Source organism: Streptomyces sp. BJ20, from assembly GCF_022869105.1.
Classification (GTDB): domain Bacteria; phylum Actinomycetota; class Actinomycetes; order Streptomycetales; family Streptomycetaceae; genus Streptomyces; species Streptomyces griseoincarnatus.
Genome location: NZ_CP094918.1, coordinates 1 through 22,778 on the forward strand (window position 1 = coordinate 1; position 22,778 = coordinate 22,778).

23 protein-coding genes are annotated in these 22,778 nt (G+C 73.0%); 14 read left to right on the forward strand and 9 right to left on the reverse strand.

Annotated features, from left to right (window positions below):
* Positions 1–33 precede the first annotated feature (33 nt).
* Both MTR79_RS00005 and MTR79_RS00010 read left to right on the forward strand, forming a co-directional pair.
* A complete protein-coding gene (locus MTR79_RS00005; RefSeq protein ID WP_244793003.1) occupies positions 34–873 on the forward strand; it encodes a hypothetical protein in 840 nt (279 codons plus the stop codon).
* An 80-nt stretch (positions 874–953) separates the two neighbouring features.
* Complete coding sequence (locus MTR79_RS00010) at positions 954–1,283, forward strand: rhodanese-like domain-containing protein (protein ID WP_048457177.1); 330 nt, start codon at positions 954–956, stop codon at positions 1,281–1,283.
* A gap of 150 nt (positions 1,284–1,433) precedes the next feature.
* Here the strand turns inward: MTR79_RS00010 and paaE are convergent, their stop codons facing one another.
* The 5 genes from paaE to paaA are packed head-to-tail and all read right to left on the reverse strand — an operon-like array spanning position 1,434 to position 5,065.
* Complete coding sequence (paaE, locus tag MTR79_RS00015) at positions 1,434–2,495, reverse strand: 1,2-phenylacetyl-CoA epoxidase subunit PaaE (RefSeq protein ID WP_244788614.1); 1,062 nt, start codon at positions 2,493–2,495, stop codon at positions 1,434–1,436.
* Positions 2,495–3,037 carry a 1,2-phenylacetyl-CoA epoxidase subunit PaaD gene (gene paaD / locus MTR79_RS00020; RefSeq protein WP_086703140.1) on the reverse strand — a complete coding sequence of 181 codons (543 nt, stop codon included), beginning with the start codon at positions 3,035–3,037 and terminating at the stop codon, positions 2,495–2,497. Before paaD ends, paaE begins: the two co-directional genes overlap by 1 nt.
* Entirely contained in the window at positions 3,031–3,768 is a 738-nt protein-coding gene (paaC, locus tag MTR79_RS00025) for a 1,2-phenylacetyl-CoA epoxidase subunit PaaC (RefSeq protein ID WP_244788617.1), read from the reverse strand. The genes paaD and paaC overlap by 7 nt, the downstream gene beginning before the upstream one ends.
* Positions 3,765–4,052: a 1,2-phenylacetyl-CoA epoxidase subunit PaaB gene (paaB, locus tag MTR79_RS00030; protein ID WP_048457173.1), complete on the reverse strand. Its 288-nt coding sequence runs from the start codon at positions 4,050–4,052 to the stop codon at positions 3,765–3,767. The genes paaC and paaB overlap by 4 nt, the downstream gene beginning before the upstream one ends.
* Positions 4,049–5,065 (reverse strand): 1,2-phenylacetyl-CoA epoxidase subunit PaaA, encoded by a 1,017-nt coding sequence (paaA, locus tag MTR79_RS00035; RefSeq protein ID WP_086703143.1) that lies wholly within the window; start codon positions 5,063–5,065, stop codon positions 4,049–4,051. The genes paaB and paaA overlap by 4 nt, the downstream gene beginning before the upstream one ends.
* A 335-nt stretch (positions 5,066–5,400) precedes the next feature.
* Between paaA and MTR79_RS00040 the strand changes: the two genes are divergently transcribed.
* From MTR79_RS00040 to MTR79_RS00050, 3 genes are read left to right on the forward strand one after another with little or no spacing between them, the layout of a single operon-like run.
* Positions 5,401–6,237, forward strand: a complete 837-nt coding sequence (locus MTR79_RS00040) for a DUF5819 family protein (protein ID WP_086703144.1) — start codon at positions 5,401–5,403, stop codon at positions 6,235–6,237.
* Positions 6,234–7,490, forward strand: coding sequence for an HTTM domain-containing protein (locus MTR79_RS00045; RefSeq protein WP_086703145.1), 1,257 nt, complete (start codon positions 6,234–6,236; stop codon positions 7,488–7,490). The genes MTR79_RS00040 and MTR79_RS00045 overlap by 4 nt, the downstream gene beginning before the upstream one ends.
* A gap of 10 nt (positions 7,491–7,500) precedes the next feature.
* Positions 7,501–8,304 carry a TrmH family RNA methyltransferase gene (locus tag MTR79_RS00050; protein ID WP_107500469.1) on the forward strand — a complete coding sequence of 268 codons (804 nt, stop codon included), beginning with the start codon at positions 7,501–7,503 and terminating at the stop codon, positions 8,302–8,304.
* A 6-nt stretch (positions 8,305–8,310) separates the two neighbouring features.
* Here MTR79_RS00050 and paaN read toward each other — a convergent pair whose 3' ends face one another.
* Entirely contained in the window at positions 8,311–10,002 is a 1,692-nt protein-coding gene (paaN, locus tag MTR79_RS00055) for a phenylacetic acid degradation protein PaaN (protein WP_189363772.1), read from the reverse strand.
* A 161-nt stretch (positions 10,003–10,163) separates the two neighbouring features.
* Here paaN and MTR79_RS00060 point away from each other — a divergent pair, with 161 nt between their 5' ends.
* The 3 genes from MTR79_RS00060 to MTR79_RS00070 are packed head-to-tail and all read left to right on the forward strand — an operon-like array spanning position 10,164 to position 12,835.
* Positions 10,164–11,678: a 3-hydroxyacyl-CoA dehydrogenase gene (locus MTR79_RS00060; RefSeq protein ID WP_189363773.1), complete on the forward strand. Its 1,515-nt coding sequence runs from the start codon at positions 10,164–10,166 to the stop codon at positions 11,676–11,678.
* The gene (locus MTR79_RS00065) at positions 11,675–12,277 is read left to right on the forward strand and encodes a TetR/AcrR family transcriptional regulator (RefSeq protein ID WP_048457166.1); all 603 of its coding nucleotides are present in this window, start codon (positions 11,675–11,677) and stop codon (positions 12,275–12,277) included. Before MTR79_RS00060 ends, MTR79_RS00065 begins: the two co-directional genes overlap by 4 nt.
* 60 nt (positions 12,278–12,337) lie before the next feature.
* Positions 12,338–12,835: a hypothetical protein gene (locus tag MTR79_RS00070; protein WP_244788619.1), complete on the forward strand. Its 498-nt coding sequence runs from the start codon at positions 12,338–12,340 to the stop codon at positions 12,833–12,835.
* Between the two features lie 81 nt (positions 12,836–12,916).
* Here the strand turns inward: MTR79_RS00070 and MTR79_RS00075 are convergent, their stop codons facing one another.
* Positions 12,917–13,402 carry an Lrp/AsnC family transcriptional regulator gene (locus MTR79_RS00075; RefSeq protein ID WP_244793005.1) on the reverse strand — a complete coding sequence of 162 codons (486 nt, stop codon included), beginning with the start codon at positions 13,400–13,402 and terminating at the stop codon, positions 12,917–12,919.
* A 189-nt stretch (positions 13,403–13,591) separates the two neighbouring features.
* On the opposite strand from MTR79_RS00075, the gene pdhA reads away from it, so the two are divergent.
* The 6 genes from pdhA (at position 13,592) to MTR79_RS00105 (ending at position 20,694) form a co-directional block, all read left to right on the forward strand.
* Positions 13,592–14,734, forward strand: coding sequence for a pyruvate dehydrogenase (acetyl-transferring) E1 component subunit alpha (gene pdhA / locus MTR79_RS00080; RefSeq protein WP_244788621.1), 1,143 nt, complete (start codon positions 13,592–13,594; stop codon positions 14,732–14,734).
* Positions 14,731–15,735, forward strand: a complete 1,005-nt coding sequence (locus MTR79_RS00085; RefSeq protein ID WP_086705329.1) for an alpha-ketoacid dehydrogenase subunit beta — start codon at positions 14,731–14,733, stop codon at positions 15,733–15,735. Before pdhA ends, MTR79_RS00085 begins: the two co-directional genes overlap by 4 nt.
* Complete coding sequence (locus MTR79_RS00090; RefSeq protein WP_086705330.1) at positions 15,735–17,144, forward strand: dihydrolipoamide acetyltransferase family protein; 1,410 nt, start codon at positions 15,735–15,737, stop codon at positions 17,142–17,144. Before MTR79_RS00085 ends, MTR79_RS00090 begins: the two co-directional genes overlap by 1 nt.
* Before the next feature lie 99 nt (positions 17,145–17,243).
* Positions 17,244–18,158 carry an NTP transferase domain-containing protein gene (locus MTR79_RS00095; protein ID WP_244788623.1) on the forward strand — a complete coding sequence of 305 codons (915 nt, stop codon included), beginning with the start codon at positions 17,244–17,246 and terminating at the stop codon, positions 18,156–18,158.
* Complete coding sequence (locus tag MTR79_RS00100) at positions 18,155–19,603, forward strand: molybdopterin molybdotransferase MoeA (protein WP_244788625.1); 1,449 nt, start codon at positions 18,155–18,157, stop codon at positions 19,601–19,603. The genes MTR79_RS00095 and MTR79_RS00100 overlap by 4 nt, the downstream gene beginning before the upstream one ends.
* A complete protein-coding gene (locus tag MTR79_RS00105) occupies positions 19,600–20,694 on the forward strand; it encodes a potassium channel family protein (RefSeq protein ID WP_048457159.1) in 1,095 nt (364 codons plus the stop codon). Before MTR79_RS00100 ends, MTR79_RS00105 begins: the two co-directional genes overlap by 4 nt.
* Positions 20,695–20,770: 76 nt before the next feature.
* Here MTR79_RS00105 and MTR79_RS00110 read toward each other — a convergent pair whose 3' ends face one another.
* Together MTR79_RS00110 and MTR79_RS00115 are read right to left on the reverse strand one after the other, a co-directional pair.
* Entirely contained in the window at positions 20,771–21,619 is an 849-nt protein-coding gene (locus MTR79_RS00110) for an ABC transporter permease (RefSeq protein ID WP_048457158.1), read from the reverse strand.
* The gene (locus tag MTR79_RS00115; protein WP_086705043.1) at positions 21,616–22,629 is read right to left on the reverse strand and encodes an ATP-binding cassette domain-containing protein; all 1,014 of its coding nucleotides are present in this window, start codon (positions 22,627–22,629) and stop codon (positions 21,616–21,618) included. Before MTR79_RS00115 ends, MTR79_RS00110 begins: the two co-directional genes overlap by 4 nt.
* Between the last annotated feature and the right edge of the window lie 149 nt (positions 22,630–22,778).

Consider the following 22,778-nt stretch of genomic DNA (forward strand, 5'->3'; position numbering starts at 1 on the left):
GTGCCGTCCCCGCAGGTGGCCTACGCTGTCCGGGTGACGACCTCGGAAGGTGACCAGGGTGAAGGCGCCGGCGCGCAGGGTACGCCCGCCGGCGACAGTGCGACGCGGCCCGAGGAGCGGCTGGAACAGGCCGTGCGGGCGGCGGAGAAGGCGCTGATCGAGTTCGAGATCGCCGTGGAGACGTTCCGCGTCGAGGTCGAGAACTTCTCCCGGCTGCACGAACAGAAGCTGGGCCCCATGTACGCCCTCCTCGAGGAGCTGGACGCCCGGATCCTCGAGATCAAGGCGGCCCGCAGCGACGACCCCGAGGACCGGCGGAAGGCAGACGAGGCGCGCGCCCGGCTGATGCCGATCCCCGGCGTCGAGGAGCTGATGAACGGCTGGATGGACGGGGACGGACTGTTCCCCGAGGCCACCGCCATGCTCACGGACCAGCCGGTGCGTCCCCCGCAGCGGGTGCGGCCCAGCGAGGAGGCCCGCAAGCTCTACCGCGAGTTGGCCCGCAAGGCGCACCCCGACCTGGCGCAGGAGGAGAAGGAGCGTGCCCGCCGCGAGGAGTTCATCACCCGCGTCAACGCCGCCTACGCCCGCGGCAGCGCGGACGAGCTGCGCGAGCTGGCCGAGGAGTGGGCCACCGGGCCGGAGCTGAAGCGCGTCCCCAGCCCGGCCGAGGAGCTGTACGCCCGCCTGGAGTGGCTCTCCGAGCGCAAGGAGCTGCTCACGGTGCTCGCCAGGACGCTTGAGGAGAGCGCCATCGGTTCCATGCTGCGGCTGGCGCCCGACGACCCCGACAGTCTCCTCGAGGACATCGCCGCGCAGCTGCGGTCCCAGGTGGCCGAGCGCGAGGCGCAGTTGGCGGCGCTGCAGGACTGACCCGGCCTCGCGGCCGGCGGACAGCGGCCGGCGGGCGTGCCCGGTCCGGTAGCGTCGGAGGCATGAGTTTTGGAGCTGGTGTGCCCACGGTCCAGGTCGGCGACCTCAAGGACGGCGACTTCCTGCTGGACGTCCGTGAGGACGACGAATGGAAGGCCGGTCACGCCGCAGGCGCGCTGCACATCCCGATCAGCGAGTTCGTCGCCCGCTACGGCGAGCTGACCGAAGCCGCCCCGCAGGACGGCCGGATTCATGTGATCTGCCGCTCCGGCGGACGGTCGGCCCAGGTCACCATGTATCTGGCCCAGCAGGGCATCGACGCCGTGAACGTGGACGGCGGGATGCAGGTGTGGGAGGCCGCGGGGCGTCCTGTCGTCACGGACGACGGACAGCCGGGTCACGTGCTCTGACGGTCGTCCGGCTGCCTCGGAAGGCGTGCCGTGTGCTGGTCCCGCCCCGCGGGACGGGACCAGCGGCCTCAGCCATGCCAGGGCCTCGGCGGTGTCAGGGCCTCCGGGCCTCACGGCCTCCGATCCTCACGGCCTCCGATCCTCACGGCCTCAGCGGTCGAAGTCCAGCTCGACCTTCTCCGTGACCGGATGCGACTGGCAGGCCAGGACGTATCCCGCTTCCGTCTCCTCCGACTCCAGGGCGAAGTTGCGGTCCATGCGCACCTCGCCGGAGACCAGGAACGCGCGGCAGGTGCCGCACACGCCGCCCTTGCAGGCGTAGGGCGCGTCGGGGCGGTTGCGCAGCACCGTGTCCAGCAGGGACTCGCCCGCCTGGACGGGCCAGGTGCCGCCGCGTCCGTCGAGCCGTGCCGTCACCGTGCTGTGCGCGGGGGCGGCCGAGGCTCCGGTGGAGGCGGACGGTCCTGAGTCCACGTGGAAGATTTCCTGGTGGACGCGGGAGCGGGCGACGCCCAGTCCGCGCAGCGCCCGCGCGGCGCCCTCCACCAGTCCGTACGGCCCGCACAGGAACCAGCCGTCGACCCGGTCCACCGGGAGCAGCGCCGGGAGCAGTGAGGACAGCCGCTCGCGGTCCAGCCGGCCGGACGGCAGCCCGGCCTGCTGCTCCTCCCGGGAGAGCGCCGTCACCAGCTGGAACCGGTCGGGGAAGCGGTCCTTCAGGTCGGCGACCTCCTCCAGGAACATCGTCGACGCGGTCGTCCGGTCGCTGCGTATCAGGCAGAACCGGGCCTCCGGCTCACGCGCCAGGAGCGTCGAGGCGATCGACAGCACCGGGGTGATGCCGCTGCCGCCGACCACGGCCGCGTACAGGCCGGGGGCCGGGGGGAGCGTGAAGCGTCCTGCCGGGGTCATGACCTCCAGCTCGTCGCCGAGGTCGATCTCCTTCAGCGCGTACGTGGAGAACGCTCCGCCCTCCACGAGCCGTACCCCGACCCGCAGGGTGCTCGGCGCCTCGCCGTCGGGGGCGGGGGAGCAGATCGAGTAGGTGCGGCGGATCTCCTCGCCGTCGGCGACGCGGCGCAGCGTGAGGTGCTGCCCGGGAACGTGGCGGTACTCCTCGCGCAGCTCCGGGGGGACAGCGAGGGTGAGGGCGACGGAGTCGTCGGTGAGCCGGTCGACCGCGGCCACCCGGAGCCGGTGGAAGCGGGCCATCACAACTCCTTGAAGTGGTCGAACGGTTCACGGCAGGCCAGGCAGCGGCGCAGCGCCTTGCACGCGGTGGAGGAGAAGCGGCTGAGCAGCTCGGTCTCGGGGGAGCCGCAGTGCGGGCAGCGGACGGGCTCCCGCGTCCCGTCGGCGGCGCCGCCCTCGCCGGTGCGCGTGGGGCCCAGCTCGACCCGCACGGGCCCGGACGCGGCGCCCGTGCGCGGCGGGGCGATGCCGAACTCCCGCAGTTTGCGGCGGCCTTCGTCGGTGATGTCGTCGGTCGACCAGGCGGGGGCGAGGACCGTGCGCACCGTGACCTCGCGGACGCCGTGCTCGCGCAGCACGCGCTCTATGTCGAGGCTCATCACCTCGACGGCCGGGCAGCCGGTGTAGGTGGGCGTCAGGTCGACCTCGACGCTGTCCGTGCCGTGCGCCCGGACCGCGCGGACCACGCCCAGCTCGCGCAGGGTCAGCACGGGCAGCTCCGGGTCCGGCACCGAGCCGGCGAGCTCCAGCAGCTGCTCCTCCAGGGGCGTGGTGGTCACCATGTCGCCCCCGGGTGGCTGCGGTGAAGGTGCTGCATCTCGGCGAGCATCCGGCCGAACGGCTCGGTGTGCAGGCCCTGACGGCCGGCGCCGGCCCTCCAGGCTCCCGAGCGGGGGCCGTCGGGCACGGTGAGCGTGGCGCGGCCGAGCACGTCCTCGACCGCCTCCCGCCAGGCGCTCTCCAGTCCGGGCCAGTCGATGCCGTCGATCCCCTCGACGGGCTGGAACATCTCGCCGGTGAAGCGCCAGAGCGCGTCCACGGCCCGCTGCATGCGCGTGTGGCTCTCGTCCGTGCCGTCGCCGAGGCGCAGGGTCCACTGCTCGGCGTGGTCGCGGTGGTAGGCGGCCTCCTTGACGGCCTTGCCTGCCAGTGGGGTGAAGGGGCCGTCGCCGGAGGCGAGCCGGTCGTACAGAAGGTGCTGGTAGACCGAGAAGTACAGCTGGCGGGCGATGGTGTGGGCGAAGTCGCCGCCCGGCTGCTCCACCAGCTGGAGGTTGCGGAAGGCGCGCTCCTCGCGCAGGAAGGCCAGCTCGTCCTCGTCGCCGGCCATGGACAGCAGCACCCGGGCCTGGCCGAGCAGGTCGAGCGCGATGTTGGCGAGGGCGACCTCCTCCTCCAGCACGGGGGCGTGGCCGGCCCACTCGCCGAGGCGGTGGGAGAGCACCAGGGCGTCGTCGCCGAGGGCGAGCGCGGCGGCGGTGGGGACGGTGTCCGCGGGGGGTGTCGTGGTCACAGGTGCTGCACCCCCTCGGGGATCTCGTAGAAGGTCGGGTGCCGGTAGGCCTTGTCGGCGGCCGGCTCGAAGAAGGGGTCCTTCTCGTCGGGCGAGGAGGCCGTGACGGCGGAGGACGGCACGACCCAGATGGAGACGCCCTCGCCGCGGCGGGTGTACAGATCGCGCGCGTTGCGCAGGGCGAGCTCGGCGTCCGGGGCGTGCAGGCTGCCGGCGTGCGTGTGGGACAGGCCCCGGCGTGAGCGCACGAAGACCTCCCACAGCGGCCAGTCGGTGTGGGTCATGCGCGCGTCGCTCCCGTCGTGTCGTTGCTGTGCTTGGCGGCGTGCGCCGCTGCCGCTTCCCGGACCCAGGCGCCCTCCTCGTGGGCCGTCCTGCGCCGGGACAGGCGCTCTTCGTTGCACGGGCCGTTGCCCTTGAGGACGTCCCAGAACTCCGACCAGTCGATGGCGCCGAAGTCGTGGTGCCCGCGCTCCTCGTTCCACCGGAGGTCTGGGTCGGGGAGGGTGAGGCCGAGGGACTCGGCCTGCGGGACGCAGATGTCGACGAAGCGCTGGCGCAGCTCGTCGTTGGAGTGCCGCTTGATCTTCCAGGCCATCGACTGCGCGGAGTGCTGCGACTCGTCGTCGGGCGGGCCGAACATCATCAGCGACGGCCACCACCAGCGGTCCACCGCGTCCTGCGCCATCGCGTGCTGCTCCGGGGTGCCCTTGCTGAGGGCCAGCAGCAGCTCGTACCCCTGGCGCTGGTGGAAGGACTCCTCCTTGCAGATGCGGACCATCGCGCGGGCGTAGGGGCCGTAGGAGCATCGGCACAGGGGCACCTGGTTGGTGATCGCGGCGCCGTCCACCAGCCAGCCGATGGCGCCGACGTCGGCCCAGGTCAGCGTCGGGTAGTTGAAGATCGAGGAGTACTTCTGGCGGCCGGCGTGCAGCTTGTCGAGCAGCTCGTCGCGGCTCACGCCGAGGGTCTCGGCCGCGCTGTAGAGATACAGGCCGTGCCCGGCCTCGTCCTGGACCTTCGCCATGAGGATGGCCTTGCGGCGCAGGGACGGCGCGCGGGTGATCCAGTTGGCCTCCGGCTGCATGCCGATGATCTCGGAGTGCGCGTGCTGGGCGATCTGCCGCACGAGCGTGGCGCGGTAGGCGTCCGGCATCCAGTCGCGCGGCTCGATCCGCTCCTCGGCGGCGACGGCCGCGTCGAAGGCGCGCTGGAAGGCTTCGGTGCCGACCGGGCCCGCCGGTGCGTCGTACGCCGTCGGACTGCCGGCCGTATCGCGGGCGGCTGCTGTCGCCATGGGGTCCCCCTCGACCTGGATGCTTCCCTGAGCACGCTCCCGACCGATCGTTCGGTTCGTGCGGTTCCATGGTGAGACGGGGGCCGCGAGGTGTCAACCGCTGTGGATAACCTGCCGGTGCCGACCGACGACGGCCGTGGGGCGGCCGTGGGGCGGCCGTGGGGCGGCCGGATGTGGCGACCGCCACGGGACGGAGCGCCGACGGGACTGTGCCCGGGCGGCCGGGGCTGAGTACCGTTCCGTGCGACACGGCGGAGCGGCCGTGGCCCCGTACGGCGAAGGCCTCAGGGCCGGGCGGACGCGGCAAGGGACCGGGACTCGGGGATCGGGGCGGGATGGACGCGCAGGACAAGGGCTCGGACGCCCGGCACGGGCCCGCGGAGCCGGGCGTGCCGGGACCGCGCGCCCCGCTGCCGGGACCCGCGGCGCCGGCGGACGAACCGTCGGCGGCGGAGCCGCCGTCCCCGGACGGCAAGGAGACGGCCGCCGCCGAGGCGCCGCCGCGCGACCCCGCCGACGGGCCCCGCACCGGCGTCGCCGCCCTGTCCCTGCGCTATCAGATCGGTGCCGCGCTCGCCCTCGCGGTGGTCGCCGTCGCTGTCTGCGTGCACCTCGGCATGACGTTCCTGCACGTGGCGCCGCCGAACACGGTGAGCAAGAAGCACAGCGGGACGATCTCCGACTGGATCTACCCGGAGTTCGAGCAGAACTGGAAGCTGTTCGCCCCGAACCCGCTCCAGCAGAACGTGTCCGTGCAGGTCAGGGCCGAGATCCGCACGCCGGACGGCGGAAGCCGCACCACCGGCTGGTACGACCTGTCGGCGCAGGACGGACGCGCCATCGACGGCAACCCGGCGCCCAGCCACACCCAGCAGAACGAGCTGCGCCGCGCCTGGGACTTCTACGTCTCCACGCACGACGACGACAACCGCCCGGTGGGCCTGCGCGGGGCGCTGTCCGAGTCGTACCTGCGGCGGATCATGGTGATGCGCCTGGACCGCGCGGACGCGGCGGGGCGGGACGGCGAGGTCGCGCGCGTCCAGGTGCGCTCGCGCACCACCCAGGTGCCGCCGCCGTCGTGGAGCGGGGAGAAGGTGTCGGACAAGGCCGTCCACCGGGTGTTGCCCTGGTGGCTGCTGCCGGAGGACGAGACCCGGGGAGGCATCGGATGAACCGCCTGTCGCTGGCGGTCTCCCAGGCCATCGCCCGGGTCACCGGCTCCGCCCTCGGCCCGTACCAGACGGCCGTGCTGCGCATCGGTCTCGGCCTCACCTGGCTGCTGTTCCTGCTGCGTGAGTACCCCCACCGGCAGGAGCTCTACGGCCCCGACAGCCCCTGGTCCTGGGACCTCGCCGCCCAGCTGGTCGGGTCCAACGGCGCCTTCACCGTGCTGCTCTGGTCGGACAGCCAGATCTGGTTCGAGGCGGTCTACGCGCTCGCCGTGCTGTTCAGCCTGCTGCTGCTGCTCGGCTGGCGCACCCGCACCACGGCGGCGCTGTTCATGGCCGGCGTCCTCACCCTGCAGAACCGCAGCGTCTTCATGGGCGACGGCGGCGACAACGTCCTGCACATCATGGCGATCTACCTCGTCTTCACCCGCTGCGGGCAGGTCTGGTCCCTGGACGCGCGGCGGGCGCGCCGGGCCGCGGAGGCACGCGCGCGTGGGGAGCGGACGCCCGACCGGGCGGGTCCCGCGCTGTGGGCGGTCCTCGGCCTTGTCCTGCTACTGGGGTCGCTGTCGGGCCGGACGGACGGCGACTGGTTCATACCCGCGCTGCTGTGGGCGGTGTGGCTCGGGCAGGCGGTGTGGTGGCTGGTCGGGCGCCTGGCGAGGACGGACCAGCCGCGCATCCTGCTGGACGTGGTGGCGAACGTCGTGCACAACGGCGCGCTGCTGGTGATCATGGCTGAGGCCTGCCTGATCTACGCCACGGCCGGCTGGTACAAGGTGCAGGGCTCCCGCTGGCAGGACGGTACGGCGGTCCACTACCCGCTGCACCTGGAGTACTTCTCCCCCTGGCCGTCGCTGGCGGAGCTGTTCACCGCGAGCGGCACCCTGGTGATGCTGGTGACCTATGTGACCGTGGCGGTGCAGGTCGCCTTCCCGTTCACGCTGTTCAACCGGCGGGTCAAGAACGTCCTGCTGAGCTTCATGATCCTGGAGCACGCGGTGATCGCCGTGGTGCTCGGGCTGCCCTTCTTCTCCCTGGCGATGATCGCGGCCGACGCCGTCTTCCTCCCCACGTCCTTCCTGCGCCGGACCGGCCGCGTGGCGGCACGCGCGCGGGAGCGGCTGCGGCCGCGCGAGGACGCGGAACTCGTCCCGCCGCAGCTACGTCCGGACGGTGCGCCCGGTGGTCCGCCCGCCGTCGGTCCGGCGGAGGCCGCCCCGGTGACCGACAGGGTGCCCGGCCCGCGCACGTAGGCTGCTCGGCATGACCGACCCCGTCCACGACCCGTCAGCCGCGACCCCCGAGAGCCCGGTGGGCCGGGTGGATCCGGTGGCCGTATGGCGCCGGGCCGCACCGGACGCGGTGCTGCTCGACGGCTTCCACGCGCTCAAGCACGCCGTGCGCTTCGGCGCCGAGGTGCTCGTCGCGGTCACCGCCGACCGGGCCGCCGCCCTGGCGCTCGCCGACGAGCTGGCCGCGGACGTACGGGACACGGTGGCGGGGCTGCTCACGGAGGTGCCGTACGCGACGTACTCCTCGCTGGTGCCGCGACCGCACCCCACCGCCGTCGCGGCGCTCGCCGTACGCCCGGACCGCGCGGGCAACCTGGCGAAGCTGGCGCACGCGCCGCGCACCGCGCCGGTGGTGGTCCTGGACCAGCCGCGCAACCTGGGCAACGCGGGGGCCGTGGTCCGGCTGGCCGCCGGATTCGGGGCGACCGGCGTCGTCACCACAGGGACGCTGGACCCCTGGCATCCCACCGTGGTGCGCGGCGGGGCGGGGCTGCACTTCGCCACCGCCGTGGAACGCCTGACCGTGGACGAGCTGCCGCCCGGGCCACTCTTCGCGCTGGACCCGGAGGGCGAGGACATCCGCTCCGTGAAGCTCCCGGACGAGGCGCTGCTCGCCTTCGGCTCCGAGCGCACCGGGCTCACGGCCGGGCTGCGGGCGCGGGCCGACCATCTGGTCGCGCTGCCGATGCGCCCCCAGGTCTCCAGCTACAACCTCGCGACCAGTGTGGCCATGACGCTGTACCACTGGAGCGCCGCCGGGGGCGCACCCGCCTGAGGCGGCTCAGGCCTCCCGGCGCACCTCGACGACCCGGAAGCGGTTGGCAACGAAGGCGCCGTCGCACAGGGCGGCGTTGGCCGCCGGGTTGCCGCCGGAGCCGTGGAAGTCGGAGAAGGCGGCCGTCTGGTTCACGTAGACCCCGCCGGTGAGGTTCAGCGAAAGCTGCGCGGCCTCCTCCAGGCAGACCTCCGTCACGGCCTCCTCGACCTCCGGGGAGGTCGTGTACGCGCCGACGGTCATCGCGCCCTTCTCCTGGATGGTGCGCCGCAGCAGCTCCGTCGCGCCGGCGGCCGAGTCCACGGCGACCAGGAAGGAGACCGGGCCGAAGCACTCGCTCATGTAGGCGGCCTCGGCGTCCGGCTTGGCGCCGTCCAGCTTCACGATCACCGGCGTGCGCACCACGGCGCCCGGGAACTCCGGGTTGGTGATCTCACGGGAGGCGAGCGCGACCTCGCCGAGACCGGCGGCGGCCTCAAGGCGGGCCTTCACGTCCGGGTTGACGATCGCGCCCAGCAGGGCGTTGGCGCGGGCGTCGTCCCCGAGCAGGCCGTCGACCGCCTTGGCCAGGTCGGCGGCCACCTCGTCGAAGGACTTGGGGCCCTGGTCGGTGGTGATGCCGTCGCGGGGGACCAGCAGGTTCTGCGGGGTGGTGCACATCTGGCCGCTGTACAGGGACAGGGAGAACGCCAGGTTGGACAGCATCCCCTTGTAGTCGTCGGTGGACTCGACGATCACCGTGTTGACGCCGGCCTTCTCCGTGTGGACCTGCGCCTGGCGCGCGTTGCTCTCCAGCCAGTCGCCGAACTCCGTCGAGCCCGTGTAGTCGATGACGCGGATCTCCGGGCGCGTGGCGAGCGTCTTGGCGATGCCCTCGCCGGGCCGCTCGGCGGCCAGCGCCACCAGGTTCGGGTCGAAGCCGGCCTCGGCGAGCACCTGGCGGGCGACCTGGACGGTGAGCGCCAGCGGCAGCACCGCGCGCGGGTGCGGCTTGACCAGGACCGCGTTGCCCGTGGCCAGGGAGGCGAACAGGCCCGGGTAGCCGTTCCACGTCGGGAAGGTGTTGCAGCCGATGACCAGGCCGATGCCGCGCGGCACCGGGACGAAGCTCTTGGTGAGGGCGAGCGGGTCGCGCTTGCCCTGCGGCTTGGTCCACTCCGCGGTGTCGGGCGTGCGCACCTGCTCCACGTACGCGTAGGCGACGGCCTCCATGCCGCGGTCCTGCGCGTGCGGGCCGCCGGCCTGGAAGGCCATCATGAACGCCTGGCCGGAGGTGTGCATGACCGCCTGGGCGAACTCCATGGTCCGGTCGCTGATCCGCTTGAGGATCTCCAGGCAGACCACCGCGCGGGTCTCCGCGCCCGCGTCCCGCCAGGCGCGCATCCCGGCCTTCATGGCGGGGAGCAGCACGTCCAGGTCCGCGTGCGGGTAGCTGACGCCCAGCTCGACGCCGTACGGGGAGGTCTCGCCCTCCACCCAGCCGTCCGTCCCGGGCTGGTCCAGCTCGATGCGGTTGCCGAGCAGGGCGTCGAAGGCGGCCTTGCCCGCGGCCATGTCCAGGCTGCCGTTCTCCCCGTACGCCTTCGGGTGCTCGGGGTGGGGGGACCAGTACGCGCGCGTGCGGATCGCTTCCAGGGCCTGGTCCAGGGTGGGACGGTGGCGGGCGATCAGCTCGTGCGCGGTGAGTTCGGCGGCCATGCGGGACCAACTCCTCGTCTGGAGAACTCTTCGTCGAGCTCTTGGACCTGTGCGGAAACGTAGTCAGGAACGGGCGGTCAGAGTTAGAGTAACCGAACGATCGGTCGGGACAAGGGGGTCCGCCGCATCTGTGGAAAACACCGTGCGGGAGGATCGCGCACATGACAGCACTCGACCTCAGCAGTCCCGTGGCCGTGGTCGGCACCGGCACCATGGGGCAGGGAATCGCCCAGGTCGCGCTGGTCGCGGGCCATCCCGTGCGGCTCTACGACGCCGCCCCGGGCCTGGCCCGCAAGGCCGCCGACACGATCGGCTCCCGGCTCGACCGGCTGGTGGAGAAGGAGCGCCTCACCGCGGACGAACGGGACGCGGCGCGCTCCCGGCTGACTCCCGTCGACGACCTCTCCGGACTCGCCGGCTGCTCCCTCGTCGTCGAGGCGGTCGTGGAGCGCCTCGACGTCAAGCAGGAGCTGCTGCGGGCGCTGGAGGACGCCGTCGCCGACGACTGCCTCCTCGCCACCAACACCTCGTCCCTGTCGGTCACCTCGATCGGCGGCGCGCTGCGCGTCCCGGGCCGCTTCGTCGGCCTGCACTTCTTCAACCCGGCGCCGCTGCTGCCGCTCGTCGAGGTGGTCTCCGGCTTCGCCACCGACGTCGACGCCGCCACGCGCGCGTACGAGACCGCCCGCGCCTGGGGGAAGACGCCGGTCGCCTGCGCCGACACCCCCGGCTTCATCGTCAACCGCGTCGCGCGCCCCTTCTACGCCGAGGCCTTCACGGTGTACGAGATGCAGGGCGCGGACCCCGCGACCATCGACGCGGTGCTGCGCGAGTCCGGCGGCTTCCGGATGGGCGCCTTCGAGCTGACCGACCTCATCGGGCAGGACGTCAACGAGTCGGTGACGCACTCGGTGTGGCAGGCGTTCTTCCAGGACGTCCGCTTCCGGCCGTCCCTGGCCCAGCGCCGGCTGGTCGAGTCCGGCCGGCTCGGCCGCAAGACCGGCCACGGCTGGTACGACCACCGGGAGGGCGCCGAGCGGCCCGAGCCGCACACCGCCGACCCCGCCGAGCCGCCCGCGTACGTCGTCGCCGAGGGCGCTCTGGGACCCGCGGAGGAGCTGCTGGACCTGATCCGCGAGGCGGGCATCGAGGTGCGTGAGGCCGAGGAGGACGAAGGCACCCGACTGGTCCTGCCGAGCGGCGGGCAACTCGTCCTGGCCGACGGGCAGCTCTCCGCGGAGTTCGGCGACGTCGTCCACTTCGACCTGGCGCTGGACTACCGCAAGTCCACGCGCATCGCGCTGTCCCACGCCGCGCACACCTCCGCCGCGACCGTCGCCCAGGCCACCGGGCTGTTCCAGGCGCTCGGCAAGAAGGTGAGCGTCATCGGGGACGTCCCCGGGATGATCGTGGCGCGGACGGTGGCCCGGATCATCGACCTCGCCGTCGACGCGGTCGCCCAGGGCGTCGCCACCGAGGAGGACGTCGACACCGCGATGCGCCTCGGTGTGAACTACCCCCTCGGACCGTTCGAGTGGAGCCGTCGCCTCGGCCGCGGCTGGGCCGGGGCCCTGCTGGACGAGATGCACGAGGTGGACCCGTGCGGCAGGTACGCGCCGTCCCTCGCGCTCCATCGGTACGCGTGCGCCACCGACCAGCGGGAGGACACCCCATGACCACCGCCAAGCGGGACACCTACACCCCGGAGACGCTGCTGTCCGTGGCGGTCCAGGTGTTCAACGAACGCGGCTACGACGGCACGTCCATGGAGCACCTCTCCAGGGCCGCAGGCATCTCCAAGTCGTCGATCTACCACCACGTGGCCGGCAAGGAGGAGCTGCTGCGCCGCGCGGTGAGCCGGGCGCTCGACGGTCTCTTCGGGATCCTCGACGAGGAGGACGCGCGCGTGGGGCGTCCCGTCGAGCGTCTGGAGTACGTCGTACGGCGCATGGTCGAGGTGCTGATCGCGGAGCTGCCGTACGTGACGCTGCTGCTGCGGGTGCGGGGCAACACGGACACCGAGCGCTGGGCGCTGGAGCGGCGGCGCGAGTTCGACCACCGGGTGGCCGAGCTGCTGAAGGCCGCGGCGGCAGACGGGGACGTGCGCGAGGACATAGAGGTGCGGCTGGTGACCCGGCTGGTCTTCGGCATGATCAACTCCATCGTGGAGTGGTACCGGCCGGACGGACGCGGCATGAACGAGCGCGAGGTGGCCGACGCGGTGGCGCAGCTCGCCTTCGGAGGACTGCGCGAGGCGGGCGACGGGCGCGGATGACGGCGGCGGAAAACCGGTGGGCGGCGGGCGGCCGGAGGCCTGGCCTCGCTGCCGATGGAGATGTCCTTCCGGAAGCTGCCGGACAACCAGCACGAGATCCTGGTACGGCGTGACAGGGGGCCGCACGTCCGGCTCCCCGCCCAGCCCGCCGGACCGTCGATGCCGCACGACCTGGTGCACGCGGTGGTGGAGACGGCGCTCGGCGTCGACGACGGCTTCTGGGGCGCGACGGCGCGCGGCGCCACTTTCCAGGGCTTCGAGCTCGTCACCCCCGGCCGGCACCGCCGGTCCGGGGTGAAGGTGCTGCGCCGGGGCGGCGACGCGGTGATGGACGCCGAGCTGCGCGTGGCCTGGGCCTACCGGGCGTGGTGCGGCCTGCCCATCGAGGGACGCGGAGTGGGGTCGGCGCCGCTCGACGCGGAGGCGCTGGCCAGGACAGGGGCGCGCCCGGACGCCGCCGCGAGGCGCTGGGCCGCCGTGCCCCTCGGCGGGGAACTGGTGTGGCGCTGGGGAGTGGACGGCTGGTCAGGGTCTCTCGTTTGGATCAGCCCGGCCTGATCCAAACGAAAGGCCCTGGGGGCCTGATGGCCGGGTCGGTCCCGCGGGGCCGGATTTTGCGTCGTCCCCAACGGTCCCCGGTCACCACTGCGGTTCCAGGTCCTCCTCCTCGAACACCAGCAGCGTGCGGGTGCTGAGCACCTCGGGAATGGCCTGAAGCCGTGTCAGCACCAGCTCGCGCAGCGTCCGGTTGTCCGGCGTGTGCACCAGCAGCAGCACGTCGAAGTCGCCGCCGACCAGGGCGATGTGCGAGGCGCCGGGCAGCTGCCTGAGCTGCTCGCGCACCGTGCGCCAGGTGTTCTGCACGATTTTCAGCGTGATGTACGCCGACGTGCCGTGACCGGCGCGTTCGTGGTCGACGCGGGCGCCGAAACCCCGGATGACACCGTCCTCGACGAGCCGGTTGATCCGCGCGTAGGCGTTCGCGCGGGACACGTGCACCCGCTCGGCGACCGACCGTATCGACGCGCGGCCGTCCGCCTGCAGCATGCGCAGGATGTCCTGGTCGATCGCGTCGAGGGGCCGCGCCGGCGGCGGCGGCCCCGTCCCCTCCTGACCCTCGGCCATTTGTTCAGATGCCACCCGCCCCCACCTCTCAGCCGTGGACGTCCTGCATCCATCCCACGATGTGGAGAACCGTTTGTCCACAGCCTGACGCCACCCGTAGCCAAAATGTGCCGGCGACCGAACAATCGGTTGGTGAGGCGCGTCACAGACGCCGCGCCTCCGTCAGCCGTCCCACGAGGAGGTGCCGTCATGACGGTCATGGAGCAGCGGGGGGCCTACCGGCCGACCCCGCCGCCCGCCTGGCAGCCCCGTACCGACCCCGCCCCCCTGCTGCCCGACGCGGAGCCGTACCGCGTGCTCGGCACGGAGTCCGCGGCGAAGGCCGACCCGGACTTGTTGCGCCGGCTGTACGCGGAGCTGGTGAAGGGCCGCCGCTACAACGCGCAGGCCACCGCCCTCACCAAGCAGGGCCGTCTCGCGGTGTACCCCTCCAGCACGGGCCAGGAGGCGTGCGAGATCGCCGCCGCCCTGGTGCTCGAGGAGCATGACTGGCTGTTCCCGAGCTACCGCGACACCCTCGCCGTCGTCGCGCGCGGCGTGGACCCCGTCGAGGCGCTCACCCTGTTGCGCGGCGACTGGCACACCGGCTACGACCCCTACGAGCACCGGGTGGCCCCGCTGAGCACCCCGCTCGCCACCCAGCTGCCGCACGCGGTGGGGCTGGCCCACGCCGCCCGTCTCAAGGGCGACGACGTGGTCGCGCTCGCCATGGTCGGCGACGGCGGCACCAGCGAGGGCGACTTCCACGAGGCTCTCAACTTCGCGGCCGTCTGGCAGGCCCCGGTCGTCTTCCTCGTCCAGAACAACGGCTTCGCGATCTCCGTCCCGCTCGCCAAGCAGACCGCGGCCCCGTCGCTGGCCCACAAGGCCGTCGGCTACGGAATGCCCGGCCGCCTGGTCGACGGCAACGACGCGGCCGCCGTGCACGAGGTCCTCGCCGACGCGGTGCGCCGCGCCCGCGCCGGCGGCGGCCCGACCCTGGTCGAGGCGATCACCTACCGCGTGGACGCCCACACCAACGCCGACGACGCCACCCGCTACCGGGGCGACGCCGAGGTCGAGGCGTGGCGGGAGCACGACCCGATCGCCCTGCTGGAGCGGGAGCTGACCGGCCGCGGCCTGCTGGACGAGGCCGGCGCCGAGACCGCCCGCGAGGACGCCGAGACCATGGCCGCCGATCTGCGCGCCCGTATGAACCAGGACGCGGAGCTCGATCCCATGGACCTGTTCACGCACGTCTACGCCGAGCCCACGCCCCAGCTGCTGGAGCAGCGGGAGCAGCTGCGGGCCGAGCTGGCGGCCGAGGCCGAGTCGGAAGGAGCGCGGCCATGACCACCGTCGCCGTGAAGCCCGCCACCATGGCGCAGGCCCTCACGCGCGCGCTGCGCGACGCCATGACCGACGACCCGTCCGTGCACGTCATGGGTGAGGACGTCGGCACGCTCGGCGGCGTCTTCCGCATCACGGACGGCCTGGCCAAGGAGTTCGGCGAGGACCGCTGCACGGACACGCCGCTGGCCGAGGCGGGCATCCTCGGCACGGCCGTCGGCATGGCCATGTACGGGCTGCGGCCGGTCGTGGAGATGCAGTTCGACGCCTTCGCCTACCCCGCGTTCGAGCAGCTCGTCTCGCACGTGGCGAAGATGCGCAACCGCACCCGCGGCACGATGCCCCTCCCCCTCACGATCCGCATCCCCTACGGCGGCGGCATCGGCGGCGTCGAGCACCACAGCGACGCGTCCGAGGCGTACTACATGGCGACTCCGGGGCTCCATGTCGTCACGCCCGCCACCGTCGCCGACGCCTACGGCCTGCTGCGGGCCTCCATCGCCTCCGACGACCCGGTGGTCTTCCTGGAGCCCAAGCGGCTCTACTGGTCCAAGGACGCCTGGAACCCGGAGCAGCCGACGGCCGTGGAGCCGATAGGCCGTGCCGTGGTGCGGCGCCCGGGGCGGAGCGCCACCCTGATCACCTACGGGCCGTCCCTCGCCGTCTGCAGGGAAGCGGCGGAGGCGGCCCAGGCCGAGGGATGGGACCTCGAGGTCGTCGACCTGCGCTCGCTGGTGCCGTTCGACGACGAGACGGTGTGCGCCTCGGTGCGGCGGACGGGACGCGCGGTCGTCGTCCACGAGTCGGGCGGTTTCGGCGGCCCGGGCGGGGAGATCGCGGCCCGCGTCACGGAGCGCTGCTTCCACCACCTGGAGGCGCCGGTGCTGCGCGTGGCCGGGTTCGACCTGCCGTACCCGCCGCCGATGCTGGAGCGTCACCACCTGCCCGGTGTGGACCGGATCCTGGACGCCGTGGGGCGTCTGCAGTGGGAGGCCGAGAGCTGATGGCACAGGTGCTGGAGTTCAAGCTGCCCGACCTCGGTGAGGGGCTCACCGAGGCGGAGATCGTGCGCTGGCTGGTCGAGGTCGGCGACGTGGTCGCCGTGGACCAGCCGGTCGTCGAGGTCGAGACGGCCAAGGCGATGGTGGAGGTGCCCTGCCCCTACGGCGGTGTGGTCACCGCCCGCTTCGGCGCGGAGGGCACCGAACTGCCGGTCGGCGCCCCGCTGCTGACGGTGGCGGTCGGCCGGACGGCGGACGGCCGCCCCGCCGGCGACGGCAGCGGTGCGGGCACCGACGGCGCGAAGGACGGCGCGAGCGGCCGGGAGCCGGCCGCCGAGGGCTCCGGCAACGTGCTGGTCGGCTACGGCACCTCCGAGGCCCCCGCCCGGCGCCGTCGGGTCCGCCCCGCGGCCCCCGGGGTGAACGGGCGGCCGAAGGCGCCCGAGCCCGTACGGGACACGCGGCCGACGGAAACCCCGAGCACCCCGACCGGTCGCGCGGCGCCCGCCGACGGCCCGGTCCCCGTGATCTCCCCGCTGGTGCGCAGGCTGGCCCGGCAGAACGGCCTGGACCTGAGGAAGCTGACCGGTTCCGGTCCCGACGGGCTGATCCTGCGCGCGGACGTGGAGCACGCGCTGCGCGCCGGCGACACCCGGGACCGCCCGGACACGACGAAGGCCACCGCCGCCCCGGCCGCGGCTGCCTCGGGCGTCGGCACCGCCTCGGTCACCCGCGTCCCGCTCAAGGGCATCCGGGGCGCCGTCGCCGACAAGCTCTCCCGCAGCCGCACCGAGATCCCGGACGCGACCTGCTGGGTGGACGCCGACGCGACGGAGCTGATGCGGACCAGGGCCGCGATGAACGCGGCGGGCGGGCCCAAGATCTCGGTGCTGGCGCTGCTGGCCCGGATCTGCACGGCCGCGCTCGCCCGCTTCCCGGAGCTCAACTCCTCGGTGGACACCGAGGCCAGGGAGATCGTCCGGTACGCGGACGTGCACCTCGGGTTCGCGGCGCAGACCGAGCGAGGGCTGGTCGTCCCGGTGGTCCGCGACGCCCACACGCGGGACGCGGAGTCGCTGACGGCGGAGTTCGCGCGGCTGACCGAGGCGGCGCGGGAGGGCACGCTGACGCCCGCGCAGCTCACCGGCGGCACCTTCACCCTGAACAACTACGGGGTGTTCGGCGTCGACGGGTCCACGCCGATCATCAACCACCCCGAGGCCGCCATGCTGGGCGTCGGCCGCATCGTCCCCAAACCGTGGGTGCACGAGGGCGAGCTGGCGGTCCGGCAGGTCGTGCAGCTGTCGCTCACCTTCGACCACCGGGTGTGCGACGGCGGTACGGCGGGCGGGTTCCTGCGGTACGTGGCCGACTGCGTGGAACAGCCGGCGGTGCTGCTGCGGACACTCTGACCGTCACCGCCCGGCCCCACCGGCCCCCGGGCGGCCCGGTCGCCTCTTCCCGCGTGCCCCTGCGTTCCCTGTGATCGCGGGGGCACGCATACTCGGGGGGTGACCGAGCACCAGCCACCCGCCGCCGCGTACGACGCCGTCGTGCTCGCCGGCGGTGCGGCCCGGCGGCTGGGCGGCGCCGACAAGCCGGCCGTGCGGGTCGGCGGGCGGCCCCTGCTCGACCGGGTGCTCGCGGCCTGCGCCGACGCCCGCACCACGGTGGTCGTGGCCCGCCCCCGCCCCACCGCGCGCCCCGTGACCTGGGCCCGCGAGGCCCCTCCGGGCGGCGGCCCCCTCGCCGCGCTCGACGCCGGACTGCGGCACGTCACCGCCGAGCACGTCGTGCTGCTCTCCGCCGATCTGCCCTTCCTCGACGGCCGCACGGTCGCCGCGCTGCTGGACACCCTGCGCCGGGGCAGGGCCGACGGCGTGCTGCTGAGCGACTCCGACGGCCGGGACCAGCCGCTGGTGGCCGCGTACCGCACGCCGTCCCTGCGCCGTGAACTGACCGCGCTCTCCGCCGCGCACGGTGGTACGGCCGGTCTCCCCCTGCGCCGGCTCACCGGTGCCCTCGACCTTCTCCGCATCTCCGACCCGGTCGCGTCCTTCGACTGCGACACCTGGGACGACATCGCCACTGCCAGGGCACGCATCAGGGAGCATGGACACGTGTTGGACGAATGGATCTCCGCAGTCAAGGACGAGCTGGGCATCGACCTGGACGTCGACACCGGCGTGCTGCTCGACCTCGCCCGTGACGCCGCCCACGGCGTGGCACGGCCGGCCGCCCCGCTGACCACCTTCCTGGTCGGCTTCGCGGCCGCGCGGGCGGGCGGTGACGCAGACGCCGTGGCCGAGGCGGCCCGCAAGGCCGTCGCGCTGGCCAACCGCTGGGCCGAGGAGGAAACCCAGGACGCGAAGCCCGCCGCCCCCACCTCCGGCGCGGCACCCGAAACCCGCACGGACGCCGGATGACCCCGCGCACGCCCCGGGCCGGTGAGGAAGCCGACGACCTCGACGTCGAGGAGGCACTCGCCCTCGTGAACGACGCCCACACCCCCGGCGACCGGCCCTCCGGCGACCGCAGGCGCCCCAACGACGGCACCCACGGCAACGACGGCACCCACGGCACCCACGGCAACGAGGGTTCGCACGGCACCCCCGCCTCCGGCGCCCCCGTGCACCGCGACGGCACCGACTGGGCGGAGGCCCGCGCGACCGCCGAGCGCGCCCCGCGCCTGCGCGGCGGCCACCGCGGCGGACATCTCACGCCCGTCTCGGTCCCGCTGTCCTCCGCTCTCGGCCTCACCCTGGCCGGCCCGCTGATCGCGCTGACCGACCTGCCGTCGTTCGACACCTCCGCGATGGACGGCTGGGCGGTCTCCGGCCCCGGCCCGTGGGACGTGCGCGAGGAGGGCGTCCTCGCCGGGCACACCGCGCACGCCCCGCTGACCGACGGGGAGGCCGTCAGGATCGCCACCGGTGCGCGCATCCCGCCGGACACCACCGCCGTGCTCCGCAGCGAGCACGGCCGTACCGACGACAACGGCCGGCTGCACGCCACCGCCGCGACCCGGGCGCCGCACACCGTCTCGCACGGCCAGGACATCCGGCCCCGGGGCCAGGAATGCCGCAACGGCGACCAGTTGCTGCCGGTGGGCACGCTGGTGAGTCCGCCGGTGCTGGGTATGGCCGCGGCGGCCGGGTACGACACGCTCACCGTCGTTCCCCGGCCCCGCGCAGCCGTCTTCGTGCTCGGTGACGAGCTGCTCGGGGAGGGACTGCCGCACGACGGGCTGATCCGGGACGCGCTGGGCCCCCTCCTGCCGCCGTGGCTGCGCGCGCTCGGCGCCGACGTGGTCGACGTACGGCGGGTCGGGGACGACGAGGACGCCCTGCACCAGGCGCTGACGGCCTGTGATGCCGACATCGTGGTCACCACGGGCGGCACGGCCGCGGGCCCGGTCGACCATGTGCACCCCACGCTGCGGCGTCTCGGGGCCGAGCTGCTGGTGGACGGGGTCGCGGTGCGCCCCGGGCATCCGATGCTGCTGGCCCGGTTCGCGGAGCAGCAGTACCTCGTCGGCCTGCCGGGCAACCCGCTCGCCGCCGTCTCCGGCCTGGTCACGCTCGCCGAGCCGTTGCTGAGGACCCTTGCGGCCCGGCCCGCCCCGGAGGGGTACACGCTGCCGCTCAGGGACGCGGTGCAGGGACATCCGCACGACACGCGGCTGGTACCCGTCGCCCTGCGAGGTGACCGGGCACTGCCGTTGCTCTACAACGGGCCGGCGATGCTGCGCGGGATCGCCGCGGCGGACGCGCTGGCCGTCGTACCGCCCGGGGGTGCGAAGCCCGGGTACGAGGCGGAACTGCTGGACCTGCCCTGGGCGTCCGGAGGAATCGGGGTGTGTTTCACGTGAAACTTCCGGGCCAGGACGCCATTGCCCGTCAGGCCGACGAACATCTGGTCACCCATCGGGTCAAGCTGCCGCGCAAACTGGTGGAACATCCGATCCGCCAGGTCGCCAAGCGGTTGTCGATGGCCTTGCTGGTGCTCGTGGTGACGGCGTTCATCGTGTACGCCGACCGGGACGGGTACACCGACAACTCGGACGGTTCCCTCGACCTGCTCGACGCGTTCTACTACGCGACCGTCACCCTCTCCACCACGGGCTACGGCGACATCACGCCGGTGACGGACGCGGCCCGGCTCACCAACATCTTCGTCATCACGCCGCTGCGGGTGATGTTCCTGATCATCCTGGTCGGCACCACCCTCGAGGCCCTCACCGAACGCACCCGGGAGGAATGGCGACTGAACCGCTGGAGGTCCACGTTGCGCGATCACACCGTAGTCGTCGGGTTCGGGACCAAGGGCAGGTCCGCGATCAGAACGGTCTGTGCGACGGGGCTCCGCAAGGAGCAGGTCGTGGTGGTCGACCCCGGCGCCAAGGCGATCGAGGCGGCCACGGCGGACGGGTACGCGGGCGTCATAGGGGACGCGACGCGCAGCGAGGTGCTGAAGCGGGCCGAGCTCCAGCGGGCCCGTCAGGTCATCATCGCCACCCAGCGCGACGACACCGCGGTCCTGGTGACGCTGACGGCACGCCAGCTCAACCGGAACGCCAAGATCGTCGCCGCGGTCCGCGAGGAGGAGAACGCGCCGCTGCTCAAGCAGTCGGGCGCCGACGCGGTCATCACCAGCGCCAGCGCGGCCGGACGCCTGCTGGGCCTCTCCGTGCTGAGCCCGGCCGCGGGCATGGTCATGGAGGACCTGATCCAGCAGGGCAGCGGTCTCGACGTCGTGGAACGGCCGGTCATAAAGGCCGAGGTGGGCAAGACCCCCCGGGAGCTGGACGACCTGGTGGTGAGCGTGGTGCGCGGGCACCGGGTGCTCGGCTACGACGACCGGAGCGTCGGAACGCTGGAGCTGACGGACCGGCTGATCACGATCGTGCGGGCCACACCGGTCACGCAGATCGCGCCGGACGTCCGCCCGCTGCGCAGCTGAGAGCCCTCCCGCCGACGTGACACGGCGACGGCCCCGAGGACGCGTTCCCCGGGGCCGTCGCCGTGACGTGAATCGTCTACTTGCGGTTGTACAGCCGCATCGTCACCGGTCCGAAGACCAGCACGAACAGGGCCGACCAGCCCAGCGTCCACATGATGTCCGCGGCCGGCCAGTCACCGGCCATCAGGCCGCGGACCGCCGACGCCAGGTGGGTCACCGGGCTGTTGTTGACGAAGGCCTGGAGCCAGCCGGGCATGGTGCGTGGGTCGACGAAGACGTTGGACAGGAAGGTGAGCGGGAAGATCACCATCATGCTGACGCTCATCACCGACTTCTCGGTGCGCAGCAGCAGCCCGAACATCGTCCAGATCCACGAGAAGGCGAACGAGAACAGCAGCAGCAGCGCGATGCCCGCGACCACCCCGGGGAAGCCGCCGTCGGCGCGGTAGCCGAGCAGCAGGCCCACGGACAGCATGATCACGGACGCGATGGTGTAGCGCAGGGCGTCGCCCAGGAGGTAGCCGACCATCGCCGAGGGCCGCCAGATCGGCAGCGAGCGGAAGCGGTCGAAGACGCCCTTCTCGATGTCGATGTTCACCGAGACGCCGGTGTACATCGTGATCATGACGACCGACATCACGAGGATGCCCGGCAGGACGAACTGGATGTAGTCCGTCGGCGACCCCGCCAGCGCACCGCCGAAGAGGTACGTGAACATCAGCAGGTTCATGATCGGGAAGGCTGTGACGTCGAACAGCTGCTCAGGCACGTGCTTGATCTTCAGCATCGCGCGCCAGCCGAACGTCAGTGACGTGGACAGCGAGCTGGGCCGCTGCGGCCGCTCCTTGGCGACCAGCAGCGCCGCCAGGGACTCCGTGCGGACGGGTGCGAGTTCCTTGGTCTCCGTGCTCGTGGCCGTGCTCATGCCGCCACCTCGTCCTTCGTGTCGCCGGCGGCGTCGTCCGCGCCGGTGTCGTGGCCGGTCAGCGCGAGGAAGACCTCGTCGAGGCTCGGCTGGCCGAGGGAGAAGTTGTCGACGGTGACGCCGGCCCGGGACAGCTCGGTGAGCGCCCGTGCCGCCTGGTCGGCCGCGCTGTCGCTGGTCGCGGCGTTGAGCCGGGCGGTGAGTGCCACGGGATCCGGTTCCAGCTGCACCTCCGCGAGCAGCAGGTCGCGCAGCAGCCGCGCGGCGTCGGCGCGCCGCTCGGGGTCGCGCAGCCGCAGATGGACGGATCCGGCGCCCACGGACGCCTTGAGCTCGCCCTTCGTGCCCTCGGCGATCACCCGGCCCTTGTCGATCACCGCGATCCGGGAGGCGAGCTGGTCGGCCTCGTCCAGGTACTGCGTGGTCAGCAGCACGGTGGTGCCCTGGGCGACGACCGCGCGCACGATGTCCCACACCTGATTGCGGCTGCGCGGGTCGAGTCCGGTGGTGGGCTCGTCGAGGAACAGCAGGTCGGGTGTGTTGAGGATGGACGCGGCGATGTCGATGCGGCGCCGCATGCCGCCCGAGTAGTGCTTGACCTGCTTGCCGGCCGCATCGGTGAGGCCGAAAGCCTCCAGCAGCTGGGCGGCGCGCTCGCGGGCCGCGGCCTTGCGGTGGCCGAGCAGTCGGCCCAGCAGGATCAGGTTCTCCGTGCCGGTGAGGTCCTCGTCCACCGACGCGTACTGGCCGGTGAGGCTCACCCGGGAGCGGACCGCGTCGGCGTCGCGCACGACGTCGTGACCGAAGACGCGGGCCTCGCCGCCGTCCGGGCGCAGCAGGGTGGCGAGCATCTTCACGGTGGTGGTCTTGCCGGCGCCGTTCGGGCCGAGGACGCCGTAGACCGTGCCCGTGGGCACGGTGAGGTCGACCCCGTCGACGGCCCGTGTCTCGCCGAAGGTCTTGACCAGACCAGCGGTCTCGATCGCTGGGCCGGACGTCTGCGTGCTCATGCTTCGGGTCCTTCCGCGTGCTTGGGCTACGCATGGGGAGACTTTTACCGTCGCGCAAACTCATCGGTACCGCACGCGGATTTTTTGGCGCCTGCGCCGGGTGTGGGGTGTTCTCGGGGGCTTCCGCCCCGGGCCTCGCGTTGTTTACG

Excerpts from the sequence above, each read along its gene's own strand:
- paaE (WP_244788614.1), bottom strand. The coding sequence starts at position 2,495 with ATGGCCCGCTTCCACCGGCTCCGGGTGGCCGCGGTCGACCGGCTCACC.
- paaD (WP_086703140.1), bottom strand. The coding sequence starts at position 3,037 with ATGGTGACCACCACGCCCCTGGAGGAGCAGCTGCTGGAGCTCGCCGGC.
- paaB (WP_048457173.1), bottom strand. The coding sequence starts at position 4,052 with ATGACCCACACCGACTGGCCGCTGTGGGAGGTCTTCGTGCGCTCACGC.
- paaA (WP_086703143.1), bottom strand. The coding sequence starts at position 5,065 with ATGGCGACAGCAGCCGCCCGCGATACGGCCGGCAGTCCGACGGCGTAC.
- MTR79_RS00040 (WP_086703144.1), top strand. The coding sequence starts at position 5,401 with ATGGACGCGCAGGACAAGGGCTCGGACGCCCGGCACGGGCCCGCGGAG.
- MTR79_RS00045 (WP_086703145.1), top strand. The coding sequence starts at position 6,234 with ATGAACCGCCTGTCGCTGGCGGTCTCCCAGGCCATCGCCCGGGTCACC.
- MTR79_RS00050 (WP_107500469.1), top strand. The coding sequence starts at position 7,501 with ATGACCGACCCCGTCCACGACCCGTCAGCCGCGACCCCCGAGAGCCCG.
- paaN (WP_189363772.1), bottom strand. The coding sequence starts at position 10,002 with ATGGCCGCCGAACTCACCGCGCACGAGCTGATCGCCCGCCACCGTCCC.
- MTR79_RS00060 (WP_189363773.1), top strand. The coding sequence starts at position 10,164 with ATGACAGCACTCGACCTCAGCAGTCCCGTGGCCGTGGTCGGCACCGGC.
- MTR79_RS00065 (WP_048457166.1), top strand. The coding sequence starts at position 11,675 with ATGACCACCGCCAAGCGGGACACCTACACCCCGGAGACGCTGCTGTCC.
- MTR79_RS00070 (WP_244788619.1), top strand. The coding sequence starts at position 12,338 with ATGTCCTTCCGGAAGCTGCCGGACAACCAGCACGAGATCCTGGTACGG.
- MTR79_RS00075 (WP_244793005.1), bottom strand. The coding sequence starts at position 13,402 with ATGGCCGAGGGTCAGGAGGGGACGGGGCCGCCGCCGCCGGCGCGGCCC.
- pdhA (WP_244788621.1), top strand. The coding sequence starts at position 13,592 with ATGACGGTCATGGAGCAGCGGGGGGCCTACCGGCCGACCCCGCCGCCC.
- MTR79_RS00085 (WP_086705329.1), top strand. The coding sequence starts at position 14,731 with ATGACCACCGTCGCCGTGAAGCCCGCCACCATGGCGCAGGCCCTCACG.
- MTR79_RS00090 (WP_086705330.1), top strand. The coding sequence starts at position 15,735 with ATGGCACAGGTGCTGGAGTTCAAGCTGCCCGACCTCGGTGAGGGGCTC.
- MTR79_RS00100 (WP_244788625.1), top strand. The coding sequence starts at position 18,155 with ATGACCCCGCGCACGCCCCGGGCCGGTGAGGAAGCCGACGACCTCGAC.
- MTR79_RS00110 (WP_048457158.1), bottom strand. The coding sequence starts at position 21,619 with ATGAGCACGGCCACGAGCACGGAGACCAAGGAACTCGCACCCGTCCGC.
- MTR79_RS00115 (WP_086705043.1), bottom strand. The coding sequence starts at position 22,629 with ATGAGCACGCAGACGTCCGGCCCAGCGATCGAGACCGCTGGTCTGGTC.